This is a genomic window from Candidatus Omnitrophota bacterium, from assembly GCA_028715415.1.
Classification (GTDB): domain Bacteria; phylum Omnitrophota; class Gorgyraeia; order Gygaellales; family Profunditerraquicolaceae; genus JAQURX01.
Map to the genome: position 1 here is coordinate 69,270 of JAQURX010000001.1, position 22,068 is coordinate 91,337.

Consider the following 22,068-nt stretch of genomic DNA (forward strand, 5'->3'; position numbering starts at 1 on the left):
TCCATGATTAAAGAAAGAAGATGCTTAAGAAGGATAATCTTTACTATTTTAATCCTCGCTGTTATTGATATCTACGTACTGACTTTTGTTAAAAAAATAGAGAATCGTTATGAGACTTCAGGAACAATGTTTAGGTTTGAAAATAACGATTTTTTTGGCATAGCTCCGTTAGTTGATTATTTAAAAGAAAATAAGATTGGTAAGAAGAGTCGAATAGTTTTTTTTGGTAATTCTGTTATGTTTGGTTATCAGCTAGGAGCTAATGATACCATTGCCGCAAAATTTGAGAATATAGCAGGTTCCAATTATAAATGTTTTAATCTTGGAATTAATGGCTTAGGTGAGGAAAACGCCTACATAATTCTCAAGAATTTGATTGATTCAGTAGATTTGGTAATTGTGCTTCATTCTCCTTCTGGAAAAGTACCGATTCAAGGCTTGTATCAGCATTTGGATATAGACGATGAGGACGCCGCTTTTTTTAAGATAAATAATAAAGAGAGCATTATTAATAAAAGGCTATCTTATTATGTAGGCAAAATATGGAAACTTTCTAAATACTCGCATCGTATACAAAACGGGCTTTTTCAAACCTCAACTAAGAATTATCTGTATTTACATAAAGCAGATTTATTCTCGTTTCTTTCTGCTAAGAAATCAAGCGGACTTTTGCCTTTTGATTCAGACTCTTGTGAAGATTTGATAGTAAATAGGCACATCCCAGAACTAAAAGATTACAAGCTAACCAAAGCGGACTCCGGTAGTATTAATTTAAATGAAACAGAAGCAGCTCTTTATAAAAAGTTTTTTAAGTTGGCAAGTCTGAAAAGGAAGAAAATATTCTTTTTTGGGCTAGATCATTATGCCCCATATAATAAGAAGGAACTTAGTGAATATAATAGATTATTTGGTCCAAGTTTGGTTTTTATGAATCTTGAAAGTACGGAGAGTTTTACTTTTGATAAAACCCATCTTACCACTAAGGGATCTTGTGCTGTTGCGAACATGATGTATTTAGCTATCAAAAAGAACAATGATATTTAACGAATTTACCTACTATTTTATCTTATTTCTTACTCTACTTTTTTATTATATAGTGCCAAATGGTTATAGATGGTTAGTTTTAACTCTATTTGGCCTTATTTTCTATTATGTATATGGAGGTAATCCGGTTTTCTTGTTCATTATTGAGTCTTTTCTTGTGTATATCTTTATAAAAGATACAAGAAACAAGTTTTATTTCTTTCTTATTTTATTAATTCCGCTTTCCCTGCTTTTTTACTTTAAGTACAAAAGTATGTTTTTCGCGGCATTTGGCCTGTCAAAAGCAATAAATAATCCTGCTAACTATATAATTCCATTAGGTATATCTTTTTTTACGTTTGAGTTTGTGCATTGCATAGTTGATAGAAAGAAAGGACGGATTGAAAACTTAAATCCGAAAGACTACGCAGCATTTATTATGTTTTTCCCTACGATGGTATCTGGGCCGATTAAAAGATACCAACAATTTAACCATCAATTTTCCTCCAGTTTTTCTTTTGAGAATATGTATATTGGTTTGGCAAGAATAACTAAGGGTTTGGCTAAGAAGATAATATTGGCAGATAATTTCTCTCTTATTGCTGATAGATTAACTGCGGCAGATTTTTCTTCTCATTGGGTGCATTACCCCAAGGAACTGTGGATAGGAATAATTGCGTATTCATTTAAGATATATTATGATTTTTCCGGATATTCCGATATTGCAATAGGCAGTGCAAAGTTATTCGGTATTAATGTCCCAGAAAACTTTAACTCGCCTTACCTGAAAACTAATATAGGATTGTTCTGGAAAAATTGGCATATATCTCTATACAAGTGGTTGGTTGACTATATTTTTATACCTTTGGGTGGAAGTAAGGTTATACTACTTTTTATTTTGTTAAATACATGTTTTGTAATGATGATTTCCGGGCTTTGGCATGGCGCTCAGTGGCATTTTGTGGCCTGGGGACTTTATAATGGCATACTTCTAGTACTTTATAGACTTTACAGATATTTTATCGTTGAAAAATATTCTTTAATGCAGAGAGCTTGGTATAATTCTCTTCCCGTGAAGGCAGTTTCTATCCTTATTACTTTTATTTTAGTCAGCCTTGGCTGGGTTTTATTTGTTTGTGATTTTGATAGAGCAGCCGCTGTTTACAAAGCTATTTTTTTAATTAAAGGTGCTTGAAATGTCTTTTAGTGTCAAAGGGAAAGAATTAGTTGTTGATGTGGGAATCGCTTTGCTATGGGCAGCCCTTATTGTGCTTATAGTTTTATTTTCGGCTGGGCAGACTAAGTTTATTTATATTGATTTTTGAGTATTACGAAGTATCTAACTTTTTATTAAATAAAATGAATTTTAAATTAAAAAATCTTAATAAAAGCTATATTTTCTTAATTGCAATATTTATAGCTGTATACCTATGGTTTATTTTTTATTTAGCTATAAAGAAAACTCAGTTGTTTGATGGAGATGGTTTATCGAGATCATTGTTTGCCATGATGATCAGGGACATTTTTACGGATCTTTTGAAGGGTAGGATATCTTCGGTTGAAGATATCAAGAGTATTCTTTCTTTTTATCATAGTCATTATCAGGTTGGTTTGGAAGCATTTTTTATCTGGCCTCCACTTCAAACATTTTTCCTCTTTATTTATTTTATATTCACAAAAAGCGCATCTTATATTTCTGTGGGTTACATAAATCTTATTTTTTTAGCACTTTTGATTTTCTATCTATTTCGATTAACATTGCTTTTATTTAATAACTATATAATTGCAACATTAGCTTCGGCTTTTGTATTGTTGCATCCTTTTATCATGCAAATGTCGATATCCCTAGAAAGAATTATTGGTGAGTCATTCTTTGTTGTCGCCATGCTTTATTATTTGTTCCTTTTTATTGAAAGCAAAATAGGAAAATATGTATTATTAGCCATTATTTATTTCGTTTTAGGTTGCCTATTTAGAATTGAATCTTTTTTTATGATGATACTGCCCCTGTCAATAGGAATTTTTTTGGGTGTTCGCGGAAAAGAGAGTTCTGGTTTTATTGTTAATATTTGGAGGCGCAATAAGAAGTTAGCGCTAGTGATGCTCACTTTGAGCTTAGTTTTGTTTTTTTATATTGCTCTTCAAATTCCTTTGACCTCTAAGAAGGTAGGAACCTTATTTACTAAAGCAGAAAGTTATAAGAATTGGGTAAAAGATAAACGTGCTTATCCTGGAATTTTTACAGCTTCAAAGTATTTTAATTTTGAGGATCAATATTATAATTATAGATTTAGCCAGAAAAGATGGTTGGAAGAAAAGAAGAATAATCCTAATAATTACGAAGCTCTTGTTTTGGCTGACAATAGGTTTAGCCTTTCTTTTTACCAAAAATCCTTTTTTATAATTACCTGTTTCTTTTATGAATTAATTTTAATTCCCTGTTTTTTATTTTTCTTTATTTTTTCTGCTAGCCGTTTAAATTATAAGACTGCCCTTCTTATGTTAAGTATTTTTTTGTATTTCTTGCTTTATTCTATCCTAGGAACCGTTCCGTTTTATCCAATGACTGTTTTGCCGCTTATTGCAATTCTTTGCGCTTATGGTTTATTTAGGTTTGTAGATAGATTTATTTGGCAGAAGTTAAAATTAACGGTTCTTTTCTTTGCAATTTCATTAGGAATTTTACAGTGTTTTTGGCTATTTACATTTGGACAGTTTGGTTCATTATATTCACGCTATGCATCTCCTGGAAAGGTTATGGATGCAATCGTAAAGGATAATAACTCAGAAGAAAAGTTTACGGTGCTCTCTAGCTTTGAAACAGCGTTACCTTTAAGCCTTGAATTGGTAAAAAACGGTAAATTCAATAATATTTATATCAGGCCATTGTATAAGCACCAAAGGAATCAAGTGGTAGATTTTGTAAGAAAGGGTGGTTATGGCGTTGAGTCTAAATTTATGGGAAAAGTGTTTTATCCGGAAGCGAAATATTTCTTCGTTATGAATCTTGATGAGTTTGATTTTTGGCTGCCTGATTCTGAAGAGCAGAATAAAATATTTGCTTTATCAAAAACAATACCTGCAGAAAGAAGCGAAGCATACTTATTTAAAAGGATAAACTGATTTAATTTTTTTATTATGTGCGGAATTTGCGGAATAATTGGAGAGTCAACTTCTAAAGAAATTAGGCTGATGAATTCTAGGTTAACGCATCGTGGGCCTGATGGAGAAGGGTATTTTGAAGATAACATCGTACGCTTAGGGCATCGTCGGCTTAAAATCATTGATTTGTCTAGAAATGGCGATCAACCTATGCGAAACGAAGATGGCTCTGTTTTATTGGTTTTTAACGGGGAAATTTATAATTTTATTGAGTTAAGAAACGAGTTAATGGGTAGGGGGCATAATTTTGTTTCTCATGCAGATAGCGAAGTAATAATTCATGGTTACGAGGAGTGGGGTGAGTCTATACCAGAGAAACTTCAGGGAATGTTTGCTTTTGCTATTTGGGATTCAAGAAAAAGGTCTCTTTTTTTAGCAAGGGATAGGCTTGGTGTGAAGCCTTTGCATTATTATTTTGATGGTAAAAGATTCGCTTTTGCATCTCAGGTTTCTTCGTTACTATGTATACATCCGAAACCGGAAATAAACAGAACAGCTTTATCGTATTATTTGGTAACTGGATATTCTCCTCATCCATACGATATGGTTAATGGGATTTCAAAATTACCGGGTGGCTGGAGCATGGTATTTAAAAATCAGAATATTAGTTTGCGACAATACTGGAAACTACAAGTTGAACCTGTAGAGAGAGATTCAATTAGAGAGTCTGAAGTGTACGAGAAGGTGCAAGATTTAATTGACAAAGGAGTTAAGCGTAGGCTAATTTCCGATGTTCCTTTGGGAATATTTTTAAGCGGAGGAGTAGATTCAAGTGTGATATTAGCAACAGCTCTAAAATATTTACCTCAGCCGACCAAGGTTTTTTCGATAGGATACGAGGAGGAATCTTTTAACGAGTTGCCTTATGCTAAATATATCGCCGAACATTTCAAGGCCGAATATCATCCTTTTGTGTTAAAGCAACATCAATTTGGGACTTTAATGGGAGAGATTGTTAGGTTTTTGGATGAGCCAATTGCGGATGTGTCAATTATTCCGACTTATTATTTGGCGAAAATGACGAGGAAGTTTGTTACTGTGGCTTTGGGTGGCGATGGTGGGGATGAATTCTTTAGCGGGTATATTACTCATCAAAATTGGAAATTAATCGAAATTTTTTCAAAACTTCCGGTTTCTACGTTTTCTAAATTTTTATCCAAAGGCTTAAATTATCTACCTGAGAATTTTGAATATTTGAGTTGGAAATATAAATTGCAAGGTTTTTTAAAAGGGCTGGAGTTTCCGCCTCAAATTAGAAATTATATTTGGTTGGGAGCTTTTTCTCCAACACAAGCAAATGCGCTGCTATCAGAAAACCTTGATAGCAGTTCAGAAAAAAACAGAATCGAACAGCTCCTTGGTAGGCTTGATAGTAATAATGGAAACGCGCTAAGCCGGATGTTATTTCAAGATGCAAGTTATTTTCTTCAGGATTATCTCTTGGTAAAAGTAGATTTAATGAGCATGGCTAATTCTCTTGAGGTGCGGGGCCCATTTCTTGATACTGAACTTATAGACTATGTTAGCAGGCTTCCTATAAGATATAAGGTTTTCAAGGGAAGCCCCAAGAAGATCTTAAGAAATCTTTACCGTAATAGAATGCCTGAAGGATATTTTGATAGGAAAAAACAGGGGTTTTCTATTCCTTTGGGTTATTGGTTGCATCAAAAAAATGTTAAGGATTTCTTTATTGAAATTTTAAGTGAAACAAATATAAAAAGATCCGGTTTATTTAATTACAGGTTTGTTGCCTCATTGTTGCATGAACACTTAAAACAAAAGAAGAATAATTGGAAGCAACTTTGGGCTGTTTTGACGATGCAGCTTTGGTATAATACTCATATTTTAAATTCTGGTTCTTATCTGGAGAATAATGCGTGAAAATATTACTAATTGATCCTCCTTGGGGTAATCTTTACGGAAGATACGAGGCTGCTGCAAAGGTCGGTGTGTTGTATCCGCCACTAGGTTTATGCTACTTATCTTCTTATTTGAAATCCGCAGGCCATGAAGTTAGCCTTATGGATTGCGAGGCGCAGAGTTATATTTTAAAGGATATTATAAGTGAGATATCGAAGTTTAAGCCGGATGCTGTCGGTATTAGGTGTGTATCTCCAGAGTGGAAAACTATCAAAAAAATTTCTGAGGAAATTCGTAAGAATTTTAATAGGCTTCCAATTATTCTTGGTGGCCCTCATATTACCAATGTAAGAATACAGGCTTTTGAGGATATAGATTTTGATTTTGGTATTTGCGGAGAATCCGAGTTTTCTATAGTTAATTTGGTTAATTCGCTATACGACTCAAGGGCATGGCCTACAATCCCTGGTTTAATCTGGAAAAAAGACGGCAGTATTAGGGAAAATCAAAACGGGGCCAGGTTAGATAATATCGATACAATTTTATTCCCCGACCGCAGTATTCTTAATAAAGATAATTATCTGTGGAGTGTTCCAAAGAAAGGCATATGTAGGTTTACAACAATTTTAACCTCTAGGGGTTGCCCGTTCAGGTGTACATTTTGTTCTCAGGAAAAAATGTTTGGTGGAAAAGTTCGTTTACGTTCACCAGAGAACTCAGTTGATGAAATAGAGGGTTTTTACCGTGAAAATTTAATTGATCATTTTATCTTTGTTGATGATACTCTTACTATGGATAAGGATAGGGTGTATCGTATTTGCGATAGTATTAAGAATAGAAAGTTACGCATAACATGGGAAGGGTGGACTCATGCAACTACGGTTGATAAGGATATTTTGAAAGCGATGAAAGACGCCGGGCTTGTTAGGCTATCATTTGGCATAGAAAGCGGTAATGAAGAGGTTCTAAAGTCACTCAGAAAAGGAACTACCCTAAAACAAATCCGGCAAGTTTACGAATGGGCAAAAGACGTAGGGTTGGAAACCAGAGGATCAGTGATTTTTGGTTTACCGGGTGAAACAAGAAAGACGGTAAGGCAGACTCTGGATTTTGTTAAAAGTATAAAAGGCCTGGATCAAGCATATTTTAATATCGCAATGCCTTATCCTGGTACTGAAATGCGTAGGCAAGCTTTAAACGGAGAAATGGGTGTTTCCCTTCTTACTGAAGAATATGCTGAATTAAGGCGGCATGGAAATGTTGTTATGAAGGTTAATGATTTAGATCCAAAATATCTTATTAATTTTCAGAGAAGGGCGTGGCGAGAGTTTTATTTTGCTCCGCGGAGATTGCTTTATAATTTTTTTAGAGCAGGCGTTAAAGCTGGGATAATAAATAGTATTGCTTTTATTAAAAGTTTTATTTTGCCAGTTAATAAAGGGCAAAAAAATTAGGAGAATAAGATGACTCCCGATAAAGTAATTTCTAATGTGGATTTTTCAATTATTGTTCCTTTGTATAATGAAGAAGAAGGCGTTTCTGCAACAGTTAATTCATTAATTGATTTAAGAAGTAAACATTCTTTAAAATGTGAGATTATTTTAGTCAATGATGGCTCTACCGATAAAACATCGGAAATTATTAAAGAGTTTGCCACTGTGCCAAATTTTAAGATTTTAAGAAATACTGTTAACTTGGGCTATGGTTATTCGCTTAAGCGCGGCATCTTGATTGCCGAGTCTGATATTATATGCATTATTGATGCTGACGGTAGTTATCCTATTGAAAGCATCCCTGAGTTAATCTTTAATATGAAAGATTATGATATGGTTGTAGGGGCGCGACAGGGAGAACACTATTGGGGTTCAATCTTCAAGAACCCTAGTAGAAAATTGTTTTTGGCAATGATTCATTATATCACCGGAGTAAAGGTTCCAGACGGAAATTCTGGCTTAAGAGCGTTCAGAAAGAGCAAGATTATGGAATTCATCAATCTTATTGGTAATAAATTCTCTTTTACTACTTCTCTTACTTTGGCATCTCATTATAGCAATTTGGCTATTAAGTATATTCCTGTTGAGTACTATAAGAGAAAAGGAAAAACCAAGATCCGGCATATTCGTGATTCTATCGGAGCGATTCAGCTTATGTTGCAAGTATCAGTGTATTTTGATCCTTTTAAAGTTGTTTTCCCTATTACTGTATTATTTGGCAGCATAGGTTTTTTATTTATCGTCAGCTATTTCTTTAATCAAAATCATTTTTTGGTGTTACTGGGATTCTTGAATATCTTTTTTTCTATTAGTGTTTTATTTTTCGGTTTATGGGCATGGTTGTTCGTTACTTCACAAAAGAATAAATTAGATTATGCCAAAAAAAATTAATGTTCTTTTAGTCGTTCCTCCAACGTATGAAGATATTTACGGAAACTCTTTTATCAGAGCAGGAGTGAATCCGGCTTACATGGTATTAAGCTATCCGGTTATTTCCGGATTGTTGAGAAATGAGAGTTATTTTGTTAAGGTTGCTGATTTAAATGCTACTGTTTCCCCACGGGCTAATTTTGAGGCTATCCTTAAAGAATCTCCTTGGGATATTATTGGTTTCAATGTTACGACGCCAATTTTTAAAAAAGTCGAGGAGTATAGCAGGATTGCAAAAAACATTTTGCCTAAAAGTACTATAGTTGCAGGAGGGCCTCATGTTTCTGTTGCGGCGGAAGAAGTATTACGTTCTAGCTGCGTTGATATTGCAGTAATAGGAGAAGGTGATTTTTCTTTTAAGATGGTAGTAGATGGCGAACATTTAAATAGCATTCCCGGTATAGCTTATTTAAATAATGGTGTTTTTAATGCAAATCCTTCTTCTAACATTGATAATCTAGATGATCTACCTATGCCTTATATGGAGGTTTTAGATTCTAAGTCTTATGTCCACCCAAGGCTTGTTTCCAGACGTAATCCAGTAGCAAGTATGGAGTCTAGCCGTGGATGTTTTGGAAGGTGTATATTTTGCAATAAAAGCGTTTTTGGCCCTAAAATACGTTTCAAAAGCGAGAAACGCGTTCTTGAAGAGATGAAATATATTTTGTCTCTTGGTTATAAAGAAATACATCTGGTAGACGATCTCTTTACAGCTAATCTTCCTAGAGCAAAAGCAATCTGCGAATCATTAATTAGAAGCGAGCTTGATTTAAGTTGGATGCCGCGAGGCGGGATTCGAGTGGATACAGTTGATCAGGAACTATTCTATTTGTTAAAGAGATCTGGTTGTTGGAGGGTTGCCTTTGGTATTGAATCAGGGAATCAAGCCATCTTGGATAAATGCAATAAAAAAATTACCTTAGCTCAAATTAAGAATGCAGTTTCTATGGCACGAAAGGCCGGCCTTGAAACCGAAGGTTATTTTATGCTGGGGTTACCGGGAGAAACCGAAGATACTTTAAAAGAGACTCTTAAATTTTCTCAATCCCTGTATTTGGATTATGCAAAATTTGCTATAACGGTTCCTTTGCCAGGGACTGAATTATTTGAAGAATGGGATCGGATGAAGCTTATTAAAACTAAAGATTGGTCTAAGTATACTTTTTCAAGTAAGCCGAGCAGTTTGTATGAACATCCTACTGTTCCTTGGAAAGTCTTGGATGATTTTTACAGTAAGTCACACAGGAATTTTTATTTTAATTTCTCCTATATTATGAGAAGACTGCCAAAAAGTATATTGACGGGATTAATTTTTGAAGATATTAAAACGTTTTTGAAAATAAACTTATCATGAGCTATCTATGCAAACAAGAATAATTAAATATTTAACATGCCCTTCGTGTAAAGTTGGCGCTTTCAGTTTGTTTATTAATGAAGCTGGCGCTGACGGGAGAGTAAAGGAAGGCAGTTTAAAATGCAAATCTTGTAGTGAAATATTTATGATTTCTAACTTTATACCAATATTCATAAAAGAAATCATAAACAAAAAGACAGAAAAAACTGCGAAAAGCTTTGGTCATGAGTGGAACTATTATAGCGAGAAGCTCGGCCCGCTCAAAGATAAGTTTTTAATCGATATACCCCCTATTCAAGAGGATTTTTTTAAAGGAAAGGTGGTGTTGGATGTAGGTTGCGGTATGGGCCGTTTGACTAAACTTTCTGCGCAATATGGTGCTGCAGAGGTTTTTGCTTGCGATATTTCGGAGAGCGTTGAAGCGGCATATAGATATGTTGGGAATTTGCCCAATGTGCATGTTATCCGGGCAGACCTTAATAAACTTCCGTTTTCGGAGAATTTTGATTTTATTTATTCTTTAGGGGTGATCCACCATACCTCTGATCGGTTTCGTAGTTTTTCTTCAATAAGTTCTCATTTAAAGCCCGGAGGAACTATAGCTATTTGGGTCTATGCTAAAGAAGGCAATATGGTGCTTAGATATTTAATCGCTCCCATACAATTTATTACCCGAAAACTCAGTTTCCCTATAAAACATTCTTTAGCCGTTTTAGGAGAGTTAATATTAAGTTTATTTTATAAAGTAATTTATGTCCCTATAAATACTGTGCCTTGGTTTAGATTTCTTAAAAAATTTCTTTTCTATAACGATTACTTTTCTAAATATTTTTTTGGGCCTTACCATAGCGCTGAAGACAGGAGAAGCGTGCTTTTTGATTTTATGTCTACCGAGATCATTTATTATATTTCTGGTGATGAAATTAAACGCTGGTTTTCTGATAATGGTTTAAAGATTTCGCATTTAACATTCTTGAGAAATCAGAGTTGGGGAGCCGTTGGGGAGAGAAAATAATATGAATAGTAAATCTTTAAGATCAGGGAATCGTTTAATTCTGCTTTATTATCCCAAGCTGTATCCTTCAAAAGAAGGGGCTTGTTATTTCTTGCAATCGCTTTTATCTATTTCTGGACCGTTACTTAAAGAAGGCTATCGAGTCAAGATAGTAGATGGATTGTTTGACCCCGATCCTATAAAAACTCTTTCTGAGCAAATGGAAGAAGCACTTTGCTTGGGTATTTCTAGCAAAACCGGCTTCCAATTAAAAGATGCTATATCTACTGCAAGAATTTTAAAAGAAAAATTTCCAGATAAAATGATTGTTTTTGGAGGATATCATGGATCGATTATGCCTGAAACATTGTTTAAGGCTGAAGTTGCAGATGTTGTTGTTAGGGGGCAAGGACAACAAACATTTTTAGAGTTAGTTAATTGTTTGAATGCCAAAGACTCTTTTGAAAATTTAAAAGGGATTTCTTTCTTGAATCAAAGGGGAAAGATAGTCCATAATGAAGATAGGGGTTTTATTGACATTAATGAATTTCCTTCTTATCCTTTTGAGTTAGTGCCAAATATAGAAAATTATATCCTTCCTAGTATTAATATTAATGCAAAGCGATCTTTGGTGTATGTTTCTACTTTGGGATGCCCCCATAGATGCGCTTTTTGCAATGATCCTGCTGTATTCGGTAGAAATTGGAGTGGCTTTAGCTCTGAAAAAGTTTTGGCCGATTTGGAGAAATTAATTAAAACATACGATTTAGATGGAATAAATATGTTTGATGCTAATACTTTTGTAAGTAAGAAGAGGGTTGAAGATATATGTAAAGGAATATTAAGTAAAGGGCTCAAATTTAATTGGATGGCGGAAGTGAGGGCTCAATACATAAGAGGTTACGATGATAATTTTCTTGAGCTTCTTAGAGAAAGTGGTTGTAAACAACTTATGATTGGAGCTGAATCCGGGGTTCAAGAAGTTTTAGATTTCCTGGATAAGGATAGCAAGGTAGGGGATTTGCCTTTTGCAATAGAAAGGCTATCTAAGAATAATATTTCCGTTCTTTTGTCATTTATTACTAGCTTGCCTTTTATGAAGAAAGAATCATTCTTCGATACCGTAAGAATGGTGTTGGATTTAAACAAAAAATACCCTTCAGGCTTGTTTGTTAATTTCTTCCATTATTTACCTTTTCCTGGTACTGTGCTTTATAACCGGGCTAAGAAATTGAACTATATTTTTTCTGATAAATTGGAAGATTTGTTTTTTCATGATTTTAATGATTTTGAAATGTTTTTAAAATTCCCATGGGTAAATAAGAAAGATTTGGATATCACCAATGCTGTTATTGGTTTTTATCTGCCAATTTGCCTCGGCACAACAGGAATAGGTTATTATTTAACAATGAAAAGAAAAAACAAAGTTGTTAATTTTGTATTTGAATTAACATATAAGTTGCTTTTGCATCTGGCTAATTGGAGATTGCGGACTAACAACTTTAATTTCTTAATTGAATGGCGCATATTTAACTTTATATATAAATTGAGGCATAAACGCCGAATGTATTAGTTAGTATCTATTTTTATGGAATACGCTAAACTTTTTAAACAGATAGATTATCAGACAAATATGGCTTTGATTAAGGCTAAAGATTTGCAGCCTTTTGAAAACCATTATATTTGGCGTGCTGCGGAATTTAAGAATTTGCTTTATCAGGCCGGAGTAGATAAATGGGGGAATGTGTTAGAAGTAGGCTGCGGAAATGCTTTTAATTCTTCGCTCATAGCATCAATTTCTAATAAGGTTATTGCCACAGATTTGGGCTCTCCTGATAGATCAACCGAGTCTATGGGGATTGATAAGGCTTTGCAGTTAACAAGAAGAGTTGGTTTAAGAAATTGTACAGTGATTTCTTCGTCAGCAGAGTCGCTATCTTTTAAGGATGAAAGTTTTGATATTGTGTATTCGAGTTATACTCTGGAGCATATTGCGGGCAGAAGCCAGGCTATATCTGAAATGGCAAGGGTCCTTAAGAAAGGAGGGCTTCTTATAGCTACAGTGCCCAATTTTGTTGAGAGGCTCACGTATATTCCTGTTTATTACAATTATATTATGCGAAGAGCCTTATTCCATGGCTATAAAATGGCAAAAAGCATTTTTATCCGTTCTTCTATTGATAATCGCAATATTGAAAAAGATTCTATTAAAACCTATCAGTTGAAAACGCCCTGGAATAATAATCGCAATTTTCCTTTTCCTGATATCCATGGAGTTTATGCAACTTTTTCTAATGAGTTAATTTCTTCGTTATTTTATAAGTGGTCTAGGATTTTTACCCGGAAAGATTTAAAACAAGTGAAGTCTTTTACCACTATCATTATGCCTTGGCATTTGTTTTCTCTTATTAACACGAGTTTGCCGCTTTGGCTATATACTAAGTCTTCGTTTCTCCAAAGAAAGATTGGAAGTTTACCGCTTTTAAACATTATTGGGCATAATTTATGTTTTATTTATGAGAAAAGATGATTTTATGGTTATGCTTTCTAGAGGAATAGAATTATGAAGATCTTACTTTTAAACCCTCCGTATTGTTTGCCGGAGGATAACAGAAAAGTTATGTTGAAAGGAAAATTCTTTTTGCCGCCTTTAGGCATAGCTTCTATTTCTGCTTATCTTAAAAAGTATGGTTATGATATCCGGGCTAAAGATATGTTTGATTGGGACTGGCCAAAGATCGAAAACTTTATTGAATTGGATGATTCCGATATTGTAGGCATCACTTGCGTTACAAATCAGCATTTTAATTCTCGATTACTAGCAGGATTATTTAAGAAAAAGAAGAAAAAGCCAATCATTGTGTTTGGCGGTCCGCACGCTACTTGTTTGCATGAACAGATTATTTCTCATTTTCCGGTTGATTTTGTAGTAAGGGGGGAGGGAGAAAATACCTTTCTTGAGTTGGTTAAAGCAATTGAAACTAAGAAAGTCCCTTATACTGTAAAGGGATTAACTTTTAAATCGGATGGTAAGATAATCAAGACTGCTGATAGAGAGCTTATACCGGATTTGGATAGCTTGCCTTTTCCTACCTATGCCGATTACGACCTTGAGGCCTATATCCCTTATTTAGATTACGAACCATTTCTTGGTAAAGATAACAGAAAAAAGATTACTCTCCCGATTTTAACTGCACGGGGTTGTCCAAATAAATGTAATTTTTGTTCATGTCCGGTATTATGGAATAATAAAGTACGTTTAAGATCTCCGGGTAATGTTCTTAACGAAATTAAGCGATTGAAGGAACTTGGAGTTAAACACTTTATGTTTTCCGATGATACTTTTTTGCTTAATTTTGATAGAGTAAAGAAATTTTGTAACCTAATTATTGATAATGGGATTAATATAACCTGGTCTTCTGCCGGAAGAGTTGAACCTGTTTCTTGTGAAGTCTTAGAGTTGATGAAGAAAGCCGGTTGTTTTAGAATCTTTTTTGGAGTGGAGTCAGGTTCTCCTCGCATACTAAAAAATATTAATAAGAATATTACTCAGGATCAGATATGCAATGCATTTAACTTGAGCCGGAAAGCAAAGATGGATGCTTATGCTTTTATTATGGTCGGGAATCCTGGAGAAGATAATTCGACTATTGCCGAGACTATAAGTATTCTGAGAAAGTCTAAGCCTGATGGCATTGTCGCCGGGATAACGCAAGTTTTTCCGGGTACGGAACTCGAGGATTTAGCCAAAAGTGAAGGCTTTATAAATGAATCTTACTGGCTAAATAAGCGTTTTTCCCCTTTGTATACACACGAGCATGATGCTTTTTCCCTAACAATATTTTTTGATAAAATAATGATCTCTGAATTATTGCGTAAGAAAAAATTTGTTTTAGCAGTGAATAGCTTAACTTTCTTATGCCTTAAGGAATTCCTAAGATTTACCAAATTATATAAAATTATTTATTATCTAAAAGATAAACTCAAGAAGAAAGAATAAAATGAAGATATTATTTGTTGATCCTTTAGGCGATGAAGTTTCACCTGGTTTAAATATGGGGATAGCATATTTAACCGCGATTTTAAAAGAAGCCGGGCATTGTGTCTCAATTTTAGATCTTAATCTGCTTAGGGATTCTGTTGAGGAGAGGTTAAGGAAAGCAGTCCAGGCCATATCTCCTGATGTGGTGGGGTTTTCTGTTTTGAATCTCTCGTTGAAACAAACAATCCTGTTGGTTAATGATTTAAAAAAATATTATCGTGGATATATTATTGCAGGCGGGGCTGAGCCGTCCTTACAAAAAGAGAATTTTTTTAATTTTGTAGATTTAAATGCGATAGTTGTGGGAGAAGGAGAAGAAACGTTACCGGAGTTTTTAGATGTGCTCTCAAAAGGCGGAAATTTAGATACTGTCAGGGGTTTGATATGGAAAGACAAAAAAAACGGGAAAGTTAGAATTAATCCACATAGAGAGTTGATAAAGGATTTGGATTGCCTGCCAATGGCTAATTATGAAGCTTTTGGGGTTGAGTCAATGGATATATATCCTATAGTAACTAGTAGAGGTTGTCCGCATAATTGTTCATTTTGCAGTAAATATACCAGTCAGTCTTGGAGGCCTAGGGATTTGGGAAAGTGTTTAGATGAGCTTATCTATGCTAAGAATAGGTATGGTTTAAAGAGTTTTTTAGTCTGGGATTCATGTTTTAATGTTTATCCTAAGAGAATTGAGGAATTCTGCAATTTATTGGTTACAAATAAGATTGATCTGCCTTGGGTTGCAATGGGGGTTAGGGCTGACAAAATAACTGAAGGCATGGCCCGGGCTTTGAAAAAAGCTAACTGCAGGACTATTTGGGTAGGCATAGAAAGTTTTGATCAAGAAGTTTTAGAAGCTATTGGGAAAGGTGAAGATGTCGAGCAAATAGTAAAGGGGATAAAGATAGCCAAGAGATCAAAATTGGGTATTTACGGTTTTATGATTATGGGTTTGCCGAAAGATACTTTCAAAAAAACTATCAAATCTCTTAATGTCGCTTTAAGCTTAAATCTCGACAGGCTGTTTTATGCATCCGCCGTCCCGTTTACAGGTACAAGGCTTTATGAGTGGGTTAAGAATAATGGTACTTTTATTAATGATCCTTTTGCTACATCTCAGATACTTCATAAAAGTAAAGAATCGGTAGCTTTTGAGACAAAAGATTTTCCCAAAGAAGAAAGGCTTAAGGCAAAAAAGATAATTAATATTAAGACAGGTTTTTATGAAAATCCGGGTTTTCCAAATTGGTTTTTCTTTTTTGTAAAAGTATATTTAATTTTAAGGCATGATTTGAATAATTCAATTAGGAGGCTCGTGCGCTCATTTAAATACAGGGCTCGTAAGAAAACAGCTATCGAGACTATTATGGAAAAAAGAACCATTAAATTTAAGCATGTTCCTGATGGAACTTGGATTTTCCCAAGTCCTAAATTAGAAGAAAATGTTTCTAGCGTGGAAATTTATTATAGAGATTTAGCTAATGAAAAAATAAGGAAGCAGTAGGCGTGAATACGATAAAGTCTGATGTAAAATCGGTTCCGGCAGATTACAGTTTGCTAGTAGCAACTAATTTTTTAATTTGCTTATTTTCAATCGTTATCACTTCTATGCTTACCCGGATGATGGATGCCGCCAGTTACGGCGTTTATAGTGTTTTTATATTTGCAACTCAGACTTTACTGCTTTTTAGTTCAACATGGATTATAAGTTCAATTGTTAGATTTGGCAGGGAGGAGTTTGACAAGACTGCAAAGGTTTCAAGAATTTTTTGGGCTTATGCATTAGTTGTCTGCGTTATGTTTGGACTTAGCTCATTAGTTGTTGTTGCGTTAAGAGAGGGAGTGTCTAAGTATATCGGTATAACCAAACAAGAGATCTGGATTTTATTGACGTATGTTTTCTTGCTTTTAATAAGCACTTCACTTTTGAGTATATATCAAGCAACAAGAAAACTAAAAATCTACGGAATTCTCCAAGTACTTGAGAAGTTTGTGCTCTTGCTAATCTTAAGTTTTCTTTATGTCTATTATCATAGACTTTCTGTTCAGCTGCTTTTATATTCATTCTTAATTAGTTCAGGGATATTTGTTTCAATAAATATTATTATTACAAAAAAAGATATCTTAATCCCTGTTAAGTTTAGAAAAAACGACCTAAAGGAGCTTTTAATATTTTCTGGGCCATTATTTATTTCAGTAGGTACTGCTCATTTTGGGATGTGGATAAGCCCGATTCTAATCAATAATTTCTTGACTAAAGATCAGCTAGGTACTTATTATTTAGCTCATCAAATAAATTTTCTTGTTGGCTCAACTATTTTGCAGTTAAGTATTGCACTTACTCCTATATTAGTGCTTTTGTACTCAAGGAAAAAAATCGATTTAATTGATTTATACGTAAGGAAGTTAGTCCCTTTAGGTGTTTTTGTGTGGGCGATTATTGTTGCATTAACAATGGTTGTTTCTAAATTACTTTTTTTACATTTATTTGGCAAAAACTTTGTCTTTGCATTAAATCCTTTGCAAGTATTATTGTTAGGAACTGGTTTTGCCGGTATACATGTTTTGTTCGCGGGAGTGCTTACGGCCTATAAATTTACTTGGGCTTCAACAAAGGCATCTCTTATCTATATTTTCACTAATTTATTGGGGAATATTATTTTGATTAAGTTTTTTGGTATTCTTGGAGCGGCTATTGCTACATGCATTGCTTCGATTGCTTACAGTATTTCTATTATGCTAGAAACCCATAAAGTAACAAAGTTTAAATTTTCTTTAATAGTGTTTAATGTTATTCCTGTATTTTTTAGTTTTTTGATTGTTTTTTGCATCAAAGGCGTTATCGCTACCATCGTTATAAGTTTTATAATGTTTATTGGTTTAGTAATTGTTATTAAAAGATTCTTTTTGGATAAGGATTTAGTTACTGTTTTAAGCAAATTAGAGTTTCCTGGCTGGACAATTGATTTTATTAGAAGAAGGCTTGCTAATTGATAGAGTGTGTGTATGAGTCAGAAATATAAAATAATCCACCTTAAAAATGGGGCTTATGAAGCCTGTATAATTAAAAGAAACGCCTTGAATCGCGTACTTTCTATGCATTTGAACCATTTATTTGAGAAGGTATATATCGTTTTTTTTAAGGCGGATTCTAACAAATTAATCAATGTAGGCCCGGACTGTACTATCTTTGATATATCCGGTTTTGGGTCGTTATTTTCTAAACTTAAGCTGAAATTCTTGGATTCTTTCTTTTCAGAAATTAACTTATTAACTAGGGCCTTTAAAACTATTAAAGAAAATAATATTTCTGTTATAACCGCTGATGAGCCCTTCTTAACGGGTTTAAACGCAATTATCTTGTCTTTTCTTACAGGGAAACCAGCGGTAATTTATAATTTAGCAGACTTTGAGCTTTACTATAAAACTGGCGGGAGAAGAAATATGCCTTATTTGCCTAGGAAGGTAGAGCTTTGTATTGAAAGAATAGTTTTTAAAAAAGCCGCTATGGTGATTACAGATAGAAAGTTTTATAGGGATTATGTTATCCGCAGGGGAGCTCTCCCCCTAAAATGCAAAAGCATCAGGACTACCACCGATTCCTTTTATTTTACAGCTTCTCCGGATAAAGGATTTAAAAGAGAACAGTCCTGGGAGGGCAAGAAAATTTTATTTTATTTTGGAAGGCTGCATTTAGAGAAGAAAATCGATTGTTTGGTTAGGTGCCTTGCGCTTATTAAGCAGAAGCGTAGTGATGTAATAATGCTTTTAGCAGGGGAAGGGCCTCATAGATTGGAAGTTGAGGAATTATGCCAGAAGCTTAGAATAGAGCAAGATGTATATTTCTTGGGAAATAAGAGCTCTCAGGATCTCGTAAATATTATGTCGATTAGCGATATTCTTATTGCTTCTCACGCAGGGTATTCTTTATTAGAGATGGCGCTTTCTGGCAAGCCGATTATCGCTTTTGATTATGAATGGCATAGTGAATTTATCGAGAATAATGTTAATGGCATATTGGTTAAAGATGGTGATTATCAGTCTATGGCTGAGGAAGCTCTTAAAGTTCTCTTTAATGCTGATATCTACCTTCAAATGGGGCTGAAGGCTAAGGAAAAAGCATTAAGCTTTAATCATCCAGTTGATTCTTTGAATGACGAGAGGAAGTGTTACGAAATCCTGTTAGATAAACAAAAGGCGGTTGAATGAAACGAAGGCAGCAAATTAAATTTTTGAGGTTATTTTTAGAAACATATTGGAATGATCCCGGTTTAGCTTTCTGGCGAGCAAAAGAGGCTGCGCTTATAAGCCAGGCTTCCTTTTTGTTCCCTATGCTTGATTTAGGCTGTGCCGACGGTTTGTTTTTAAGTACACTTGCGCAAGGAAAAGCTATTAAGGATGGAGAAGTAGTAGGTATTGACTTACGCCAGGAAGTTTTAAAGGTTTCATCAAGAATCAAATTGTATAAAACTGTTATTTGCGGAGATATATCAAAGCTTCCATTTATGAATCGGTCATTTAATTCAGTTCTGTCAAATTGTGTTCTTGAGCATATCCAGCCACTTGAGCAAACTCTGTCAGAGTTATCTCGGGTCGCCTCAAAAGGATCCCAGTTAATTTTCACAGTTCCTGATAAGTTATTTGGGGAGAATCTTCTTCCTGTGCGCTTGGCAAGATTATTTGGATTTAAAAAACTTGCGCAAAAGCATAAGGATGCCGTGAACCGAGATTTGATGCATATTAATTGTTATGACAAAAATTGGTGGGAGGATAAATTATTTGCATCTGGATTTAGGATGAAGTATTGTGAACCTTATTTATCGAATTATGAACTATTGATTTGGTATTTATTTTTCTATGCTGCAAGGATTAAAATCAACCGGTTTAATCTGGCGGGTATATTAAATTATTCTGTTGGGCATAGCGGGAATTTGTTAGGAAGGTTATTGAAAGAGATGATTATATTTGTTTCATTTGTGATTTTTGCTCTTTCTTTAGGGGGGAGAAGAACTAAAGGCAATGCTTTATTTATTGTCGGGGAGAAGCTTTGATATGCAAAAAAAAGACATCCTTTGGGTTAATACAGTTTTCCCCGAGCCGCCAACTGACGGTAATAAGTTGCGGAATTATAATTTAATTGTTAATCTCTCAGAGTTTTATAACATTCATTTAGTTACTTATTCGGACAGGAAAGATCCAATTTATTTAGAGGGTTTACTGTCTAGGGTTTGTAAAACAATCAATACGGTGGAATTAAGCGAAGGGCCAGTAAGCCTTTATGAAAAGATAGCCAATAGATTGGGCACGTTTCTTGCTTTTGAGCCTAAATTTTGTAGGTTTTCAGAGGAAAAAAAGCTTAAAAATAAGATAGATTTTATTGTGGATAATCATCCTATTGTTTGTATTATTTGTGCTAGCCCTTGGGTGGCTCGTTTATGTTTGCCCAAAACAAAGATTCCGTTAATCTTAGATGAACAAAATGTCGAGTACATCCTTATGAAGAACTTATTTTCTATTGAAAAACCTGGATTGCGTAAGGTTTCACGATATTTTGATTTTCTTGCGACGCGAATTTTTGAGGAGAAATTGTTAAATAAATTTGAAGCGGTTACAGTCGCTTCTGAGAATGACGCATTTATTTTAAATAGATTATCAAAAAGAGAATATAGCTTAGTTCCTAATGGCGTTGATCTCGAGTATTGGAAATATGGCTATAAGCGGAATAATTCAAAAAAACTTGTTTTTTCGGGTGGGATGTCGTATTTTCCGAATGTTGAGGCTATGAGCTATTTCTTGGAAGATATTTTCCCTAAGATTCTAGAAAAAGATCCTTCTGTCAGGTTGGTAATTGCAGGCAAGAATCCGTCTTTGGAGTTAAAAAAACAAGTGAAAATCTTTGGTGACACGGTTTGTCTAACCGGTTTCCTTGAAGATATGCGTCCGATTATGTATGAAGCTTCGGTTTTTGTCGTTCCAATCAGAGCTGGTAGCGGGACGCGCCTCAAAATACTTGAAGCTATGGCTGCGGGCATACCGGTCATCTCTACCTCTAAAGGTGCCGAAGGGCTACGCGTAACAAATGGAGAAAACATAATTATTGCTGATACTGCACATGAATTTGTGAAATATGTGCTTGAGCTTGTTAATAATGATGAATTAAGATGTCTATTGGCTAAAAATGCAAGAAAACTTGTTGAGGAATTGTATGGGTGGAGTTCGGTAACAAATAATATGCAAAAAGTTATTAATAATTGTATTGATAGAAATTATACTGGGAGATCGGATGAATATAATTAAGGACCTTAATTCTTTTAAACAAAGAGCTTATCTTTTTGTCCAATGGTTTTTTAAAAGCAGATACTTTAAAGGAAAATCTAAGATTGAAAAATTACTTATTGGTATTATTAACAGTTGTTTTCCATTTCCTAATTGCCACGTTACTGTAGATTTTAATAAAGGTTTTAAAATGAATTTGAACCTTAAGGATGACCTTGAGAGGAATATTTATTTAAACAACAATGAGAGGGGTACATATTTATTCTTAAGTAATAATTTGAAGTCTGGTATGAGTTTTGTTGATGTCGGGGCACATGTTGGATTCTATACTCTTTTAGCCGCAGGGATTGTTGGGGAAAAAGGCAATGTTTATTCATTTGAACCTTCTTTTGCTACATTCAGTCGTCTTAATGATCACATTGTTTTGAACGGCTATAAAAACGTGACCTATTTTAATGCGGCGGTTGGAGAAAATAACTTGCAGAAAAATGTTTATAGTATTGTTAATGGTAATTCCGGAATGGATACATTGAGTCCTAATAGAAGCTCAGGCGTGAAGCTTGAAAATACTTGTAAGGTTGTTTCTCTTGATGGTATGATTTTTGGGAAAAAAATAAACATGCCTAATTTTGTCAAAGTTGATGCCGAAGGATCAGAGTTAGAGATTATAAAAGGGGCAAAGAAGGTGATCCTTGCTGATAATCCTCCCCAGTTTATTATAGAGTTGTCGAGAACAACCATGGAGCCTTTTGGTTACACGCCAGAGGAATTCTTAGAGTATTTGAAAGGAATCAGGAAATATGAAATGAGTTGGTTTAATCTAAAAAAAGACTGTTTCCAGAGGGTTGATTTAGCTTTGCCCTTGCCTCATTACAGGTATTCAGGTGGATATTTCGGAGACAACTATTTCTTTAAGTTTATTTAAATAATTGTTTAA

At 34.4% G+C, this 22,068-nt stretch carries 18 protein-coding genes; all 18 read left to right on the forward strand.

Going from position 1 to position 22,068, the window contains the following annotated elements:
- Window positions 1-3 precede the first annotated feature (3 nt).
- The 18 genes from PHO70_00355 to PHO70_00440 are packed head-to-tail and all read left to right on the forward strand — an operon-like array spanning window position 4 to window position 22,056.
- Window positions 4-1,044 carry a hypothetical protein gene (locus tag PHO70_00355; GenBank protein MDD5431429.1) on the forward strand — a complete coding sequence of 347 codons (1,041 nt, stop codon included), beginning with the start codon at window positions 4-6 and terminating at the stop codon, window positions 1,042-1,044.
- Window positions 1,034-2,218: an MBOAT family protein gene (locus PHO70_00360; protein MDD5431430.1), complete on the forward strand. Its 1,185-nt coding sequence runs from the start codon at window positions 1,034-1,036 to the stop codon at window positions 2,216-2,218. The genes PHO70_00355 and PHO70_00360 overlap by 11 nt, the downstream gene beginning before the upstream one ends.
- Window position 2,219: 1 nt before the next feature.
- On the forward strand, window positions 2,220-2,348 hold the full coding sequence (locus PHO70_00365) for a hypothetical protein (GenBank protein ID MDD5431431.1): 129 nt from the start codon (window positions 2,220-2,222) through the stop codon (window positions 2,346-2,348).
- Between the two features lie 34 nt (window positions 2,349-2,382).
- Window positions 2,383-4,146, forward strand: a complete 1,764-nt coding sequence (locus tag PHO70_00370) for a hypothetical protein (GenBank protein MDD5431432.1) — start codon at window positions 2,383-2,385, stop codon at window positions 4,144-4,146.
- Between the two features lie 15 nt (window positions 4,147-4,161).
- On the forward strand, window positions 4,162-6,066 hold the full coding sequence (gene asnB, locus PHO70_00375; GenBank protein ID MDD5431433.1) for an asparagine synthase (glutamine-hydrolyzing): 1,905 nt from the start codon (window positions 4,162-4,164) through the stop codon (window positions 6,064-6,066).
- On the forward strand, window positions 6,063-7,499 hold the full coding sequence (locus PHO70_00380) for a radical SAM protein (GenBank protein ID MDD5431434.1): 1,437 nt from the start codon (window positions 6,063-6,065) through the stop codon (window positions 7,497-7,499). The genes asnB and PHO70_00380 overlap by 4 nt, the downstream gene beginning before the upstream one ends.
- A 9-nt stretch (window positions 7,500-7,508) precedes the next feature.
- Window positions 7,509-8,429 carry a glycosyltransferase family 2 protein gene (locus PHO70_00385; GenBank protein ID MDD5431435.1) on the forward strand — a complete coding sequence of 307 codons (921 nt, stop codon included), beginning with the start codon at window positions 7,509-7,511 and terminating at the stop codon, window positions 8,427-8,429.
- Window positions 8,413-9,822, forward strand: a complete 1,410-nt coding sequence (locus tag PHO70_00390) for a radical SAM protein (GenBank protein MDD5431436.1) — start codon at window positions 8,413-8,415, stop codon at window positions 9,820-9,822. Before PHO70_00385 ends, PHO70_00390 begins: the two co-directional genes overlap by 17 nt.
- A gap of 7 nt (window positions 9,823-9,829) precedes the next feature.
- The gene (locus PHO70_00395) at window positions 9,830-10,837 is read left to right on the forward strand and encodes a class I SAM-dependent methyltransferase (protein MDD5431437.1); all 1,008 of its coding nucleotides are present in this window, start codon (window positions 9,830-9,832) and stop codon (window positions 10,835-10,837) included.
- A 1-nt stretch (window position 10,838) separates the two neighbouring features.
- Complete coding sequence (locus PHO70_00400; protein ID MDD5431438.1) at window positions 10,839-12,389, forward strand: radical SAM protein; 1,551 nt, start codon at window positions 10,839-10,841, stop codon at window positions 12,387-12,389.
- 15 nt (window positions 12,390-12,404) lie between these two features.
- Entirely contained in the window at window positions 12,405-13,346 is a 942-nt protein-coding gene (locus tag PHO70_00405; protein MDD5431439.1) for a class I SAM-dependent methyltransferase, read from the forward strand.
- Between the two features lie 33 nt (window positions 13,347-13,379).
- The gene (locus tag PHO70_00410) at window positions 13,380-14,816 is read left to right on the forward strand and encodes a radical SAM protein (GenBank protein ID MDD5431440.1); all 1,437 of its coding nucleotides are present in this window, start codon (window positions 13,380-13,382) and stop codon (window positions 14,814-14,816) included.
- Window position 14,817: 1 nt separating this feature from the next.
- A complete protein-coding gene (locus PHO70_00415) occupies window positions 14,818-16,359 on the forward strand; it encodes a radical SAM protein (protein ID MDD5431441.1) in 1,542 nt (513 codons plus the stop codon).
- Between the two features lie 2 nt (window positions 16,360-16,361).
- Window positions 16,362-17,849, forward strand: coding sequence for a polysaccharide biosynthesis C-terminal domain-containing protein (locus PHO70_00420; GenBank protein ID MDD5431442.1), 1,488 nt, complete (start codon window positions 16,362-16,364; stop codon window positions 17,847-17,849).
- Between the two features lie 12 nt (window positions 17,850-17,861).
- Window positions 17,862-19,064: a glycosyltransferase family 4 protein gene (locus PHO70_00425; protein MDD5431443.1), complete on the forward strand. Its 1,203-nt coding sequence runs from the start codon at window positions 17,862-17,864 to the stop codon at window positions 19,062-19,064.
- Window positions 19,061-19,906 carry a class I SAM-dependent methyltransferase gene (locus PHO70_00430; protein MDD5431444.1) on the forward strand — a complete coding sequence of 282 codons (846 nt, stop codon included), beginning with the start codon at window positions 19,061-19,063 and terminating at the stop codon, window positions 19,904-19,906. Before PHO70_00425 ends, PHO70_00430 begins: the two co-directional genes overlap by 4 nt.
- A gap of 1 nt (window position 19,907) precedes the next feature.
- Window positions 19,908-21,152 (forward strand): glycosyltransferase family 4 protein, encoded by a 1,245-nt coding sequence (locus PHO70_00435; protein MDD5431445.1) that lies wholly within the window; start codon window positions 19,908-19,910, stop codon window positions 21,150-21,152.
- Window positions 21,139-22,056 carry an FkbM family methyltransferase gene (locus tag PHO70_00440; protein ID MDD5431446.1) on the forward strand — a complete coding sequence of 306 codons (918 nt, stop codon included), beginning with the start codon at window positions 21,139-21,141 and terminating at the stop codon, window positions 22,054-22,056. The genes PHO70_00435 and PHO70_00440 overlap by 14 nt, the downstream gene beginning before the upstream one ends.
- Window positions 22,057-22,068: the final 12 nt, after the last annotated feature.

Coding starts and splice junctions, on each gene's coding strand:
- PHO70_00355 (MDD5431429.1), top strand. CDS start 4: ATGATTAAAGAAAGAAGATGCTTAAGAAGGATAATCTTTACTATTTTA.
- PHO70_00360 (MDD5431430.1), top strand. CDS start 1,034: ATGATATTTAACGAATTTACCTACTATTTTATCTTATTTCTTACTCTA.
- PHO70_00365 (MDD5431431.1), top strand. CDS start 2,220: ATGTCTTTTAGTGTCAAAGGGAAAGAATTAGTTGTTGATGTGGGAATC.
- PHO70_00370 (MDD5431432.1), top strand. CDS start 2,383: ATGAATTTTAAATTAAAAAATCTTAATAAAAGCTATATTTTCTTAATT.
- asnB (MDD5431433.1), top strand. CDS start 4,162: ATGTGCGGAATTTGCGGAATAATTGGAGAGTCAACTTCTAAAGAAATT.
- PHO70_00385 (MDD5431435.1), top strand. CDS start 7,509: ATGACTCCCGATAAAGTAATTTCTAATGTGGATTTTTCAATTATTGTT.
- PHO70_00390 (MDD5431436.1), top strand. CDS start 8,413: ATGCCAAAAAAAATTAATGTTCTTTTAGTCGTTCCTCCAACGTATGAA.
- PHO70_00395 (MDD5431437.1), top strand. CDS start 9,830: ATGCAAACAAGAATAATTAAATATTTAACATGCCCTTCGTGTAAAGTT.
- PHO70_00400 (MDD5431438.1), top strand. CDS start 10,839: ATGAATAGTAAATCTTTAAGATCAGGGAATCGTTTAATTCTGCTTTAT.
- PHO70_00405 (MDD5431439.1), top strand. CDS start 12,405: ATGGAATACGCTAAACTTTTTAAACAGATAGATTATCAGACAAATATG.
- PHO70_00410 (MDD5431440.1), top strand. CDS start 13,380: ATGAAGATCTTACTTTTAAACCCTCCGTATTGTTTGCCGGAGGATAAC.
- PHO70_00415 (MDD5431441.1), top strand. CDS start 14,818: ATGAAGATATTATTTGTTGATCCTTTAGGCGATGAAGTTTCACCTGGT.
- PHO70_00425 (MDD5431443.1), top strand. CDS start 17,862: ATGAGTCAGAAATATAAAATAATCCACCTTAAAAATGGGGCTTATGAA.
- PHO70_00430 (MDD5431444.1), top strand. CDS start 19,061: ATGAAACGAAGGCAGCAAATTAAATTTTTGAGGTTATTTTTAGAAACA.
- PHO70_00435 (MDD5431445.1), top strand. CDS start 19,908: ATGCAAAAAAAAGACATCCTTTGGGTTAATACAGTTTTCCCCGAGCCG.
- PHO70_00440 (MDD5431446.1), top strand. CDS start 21,139: ATGAATATAATTAAGGACCTTAATTCTTTTAAACAAAGAGCTTATCTT.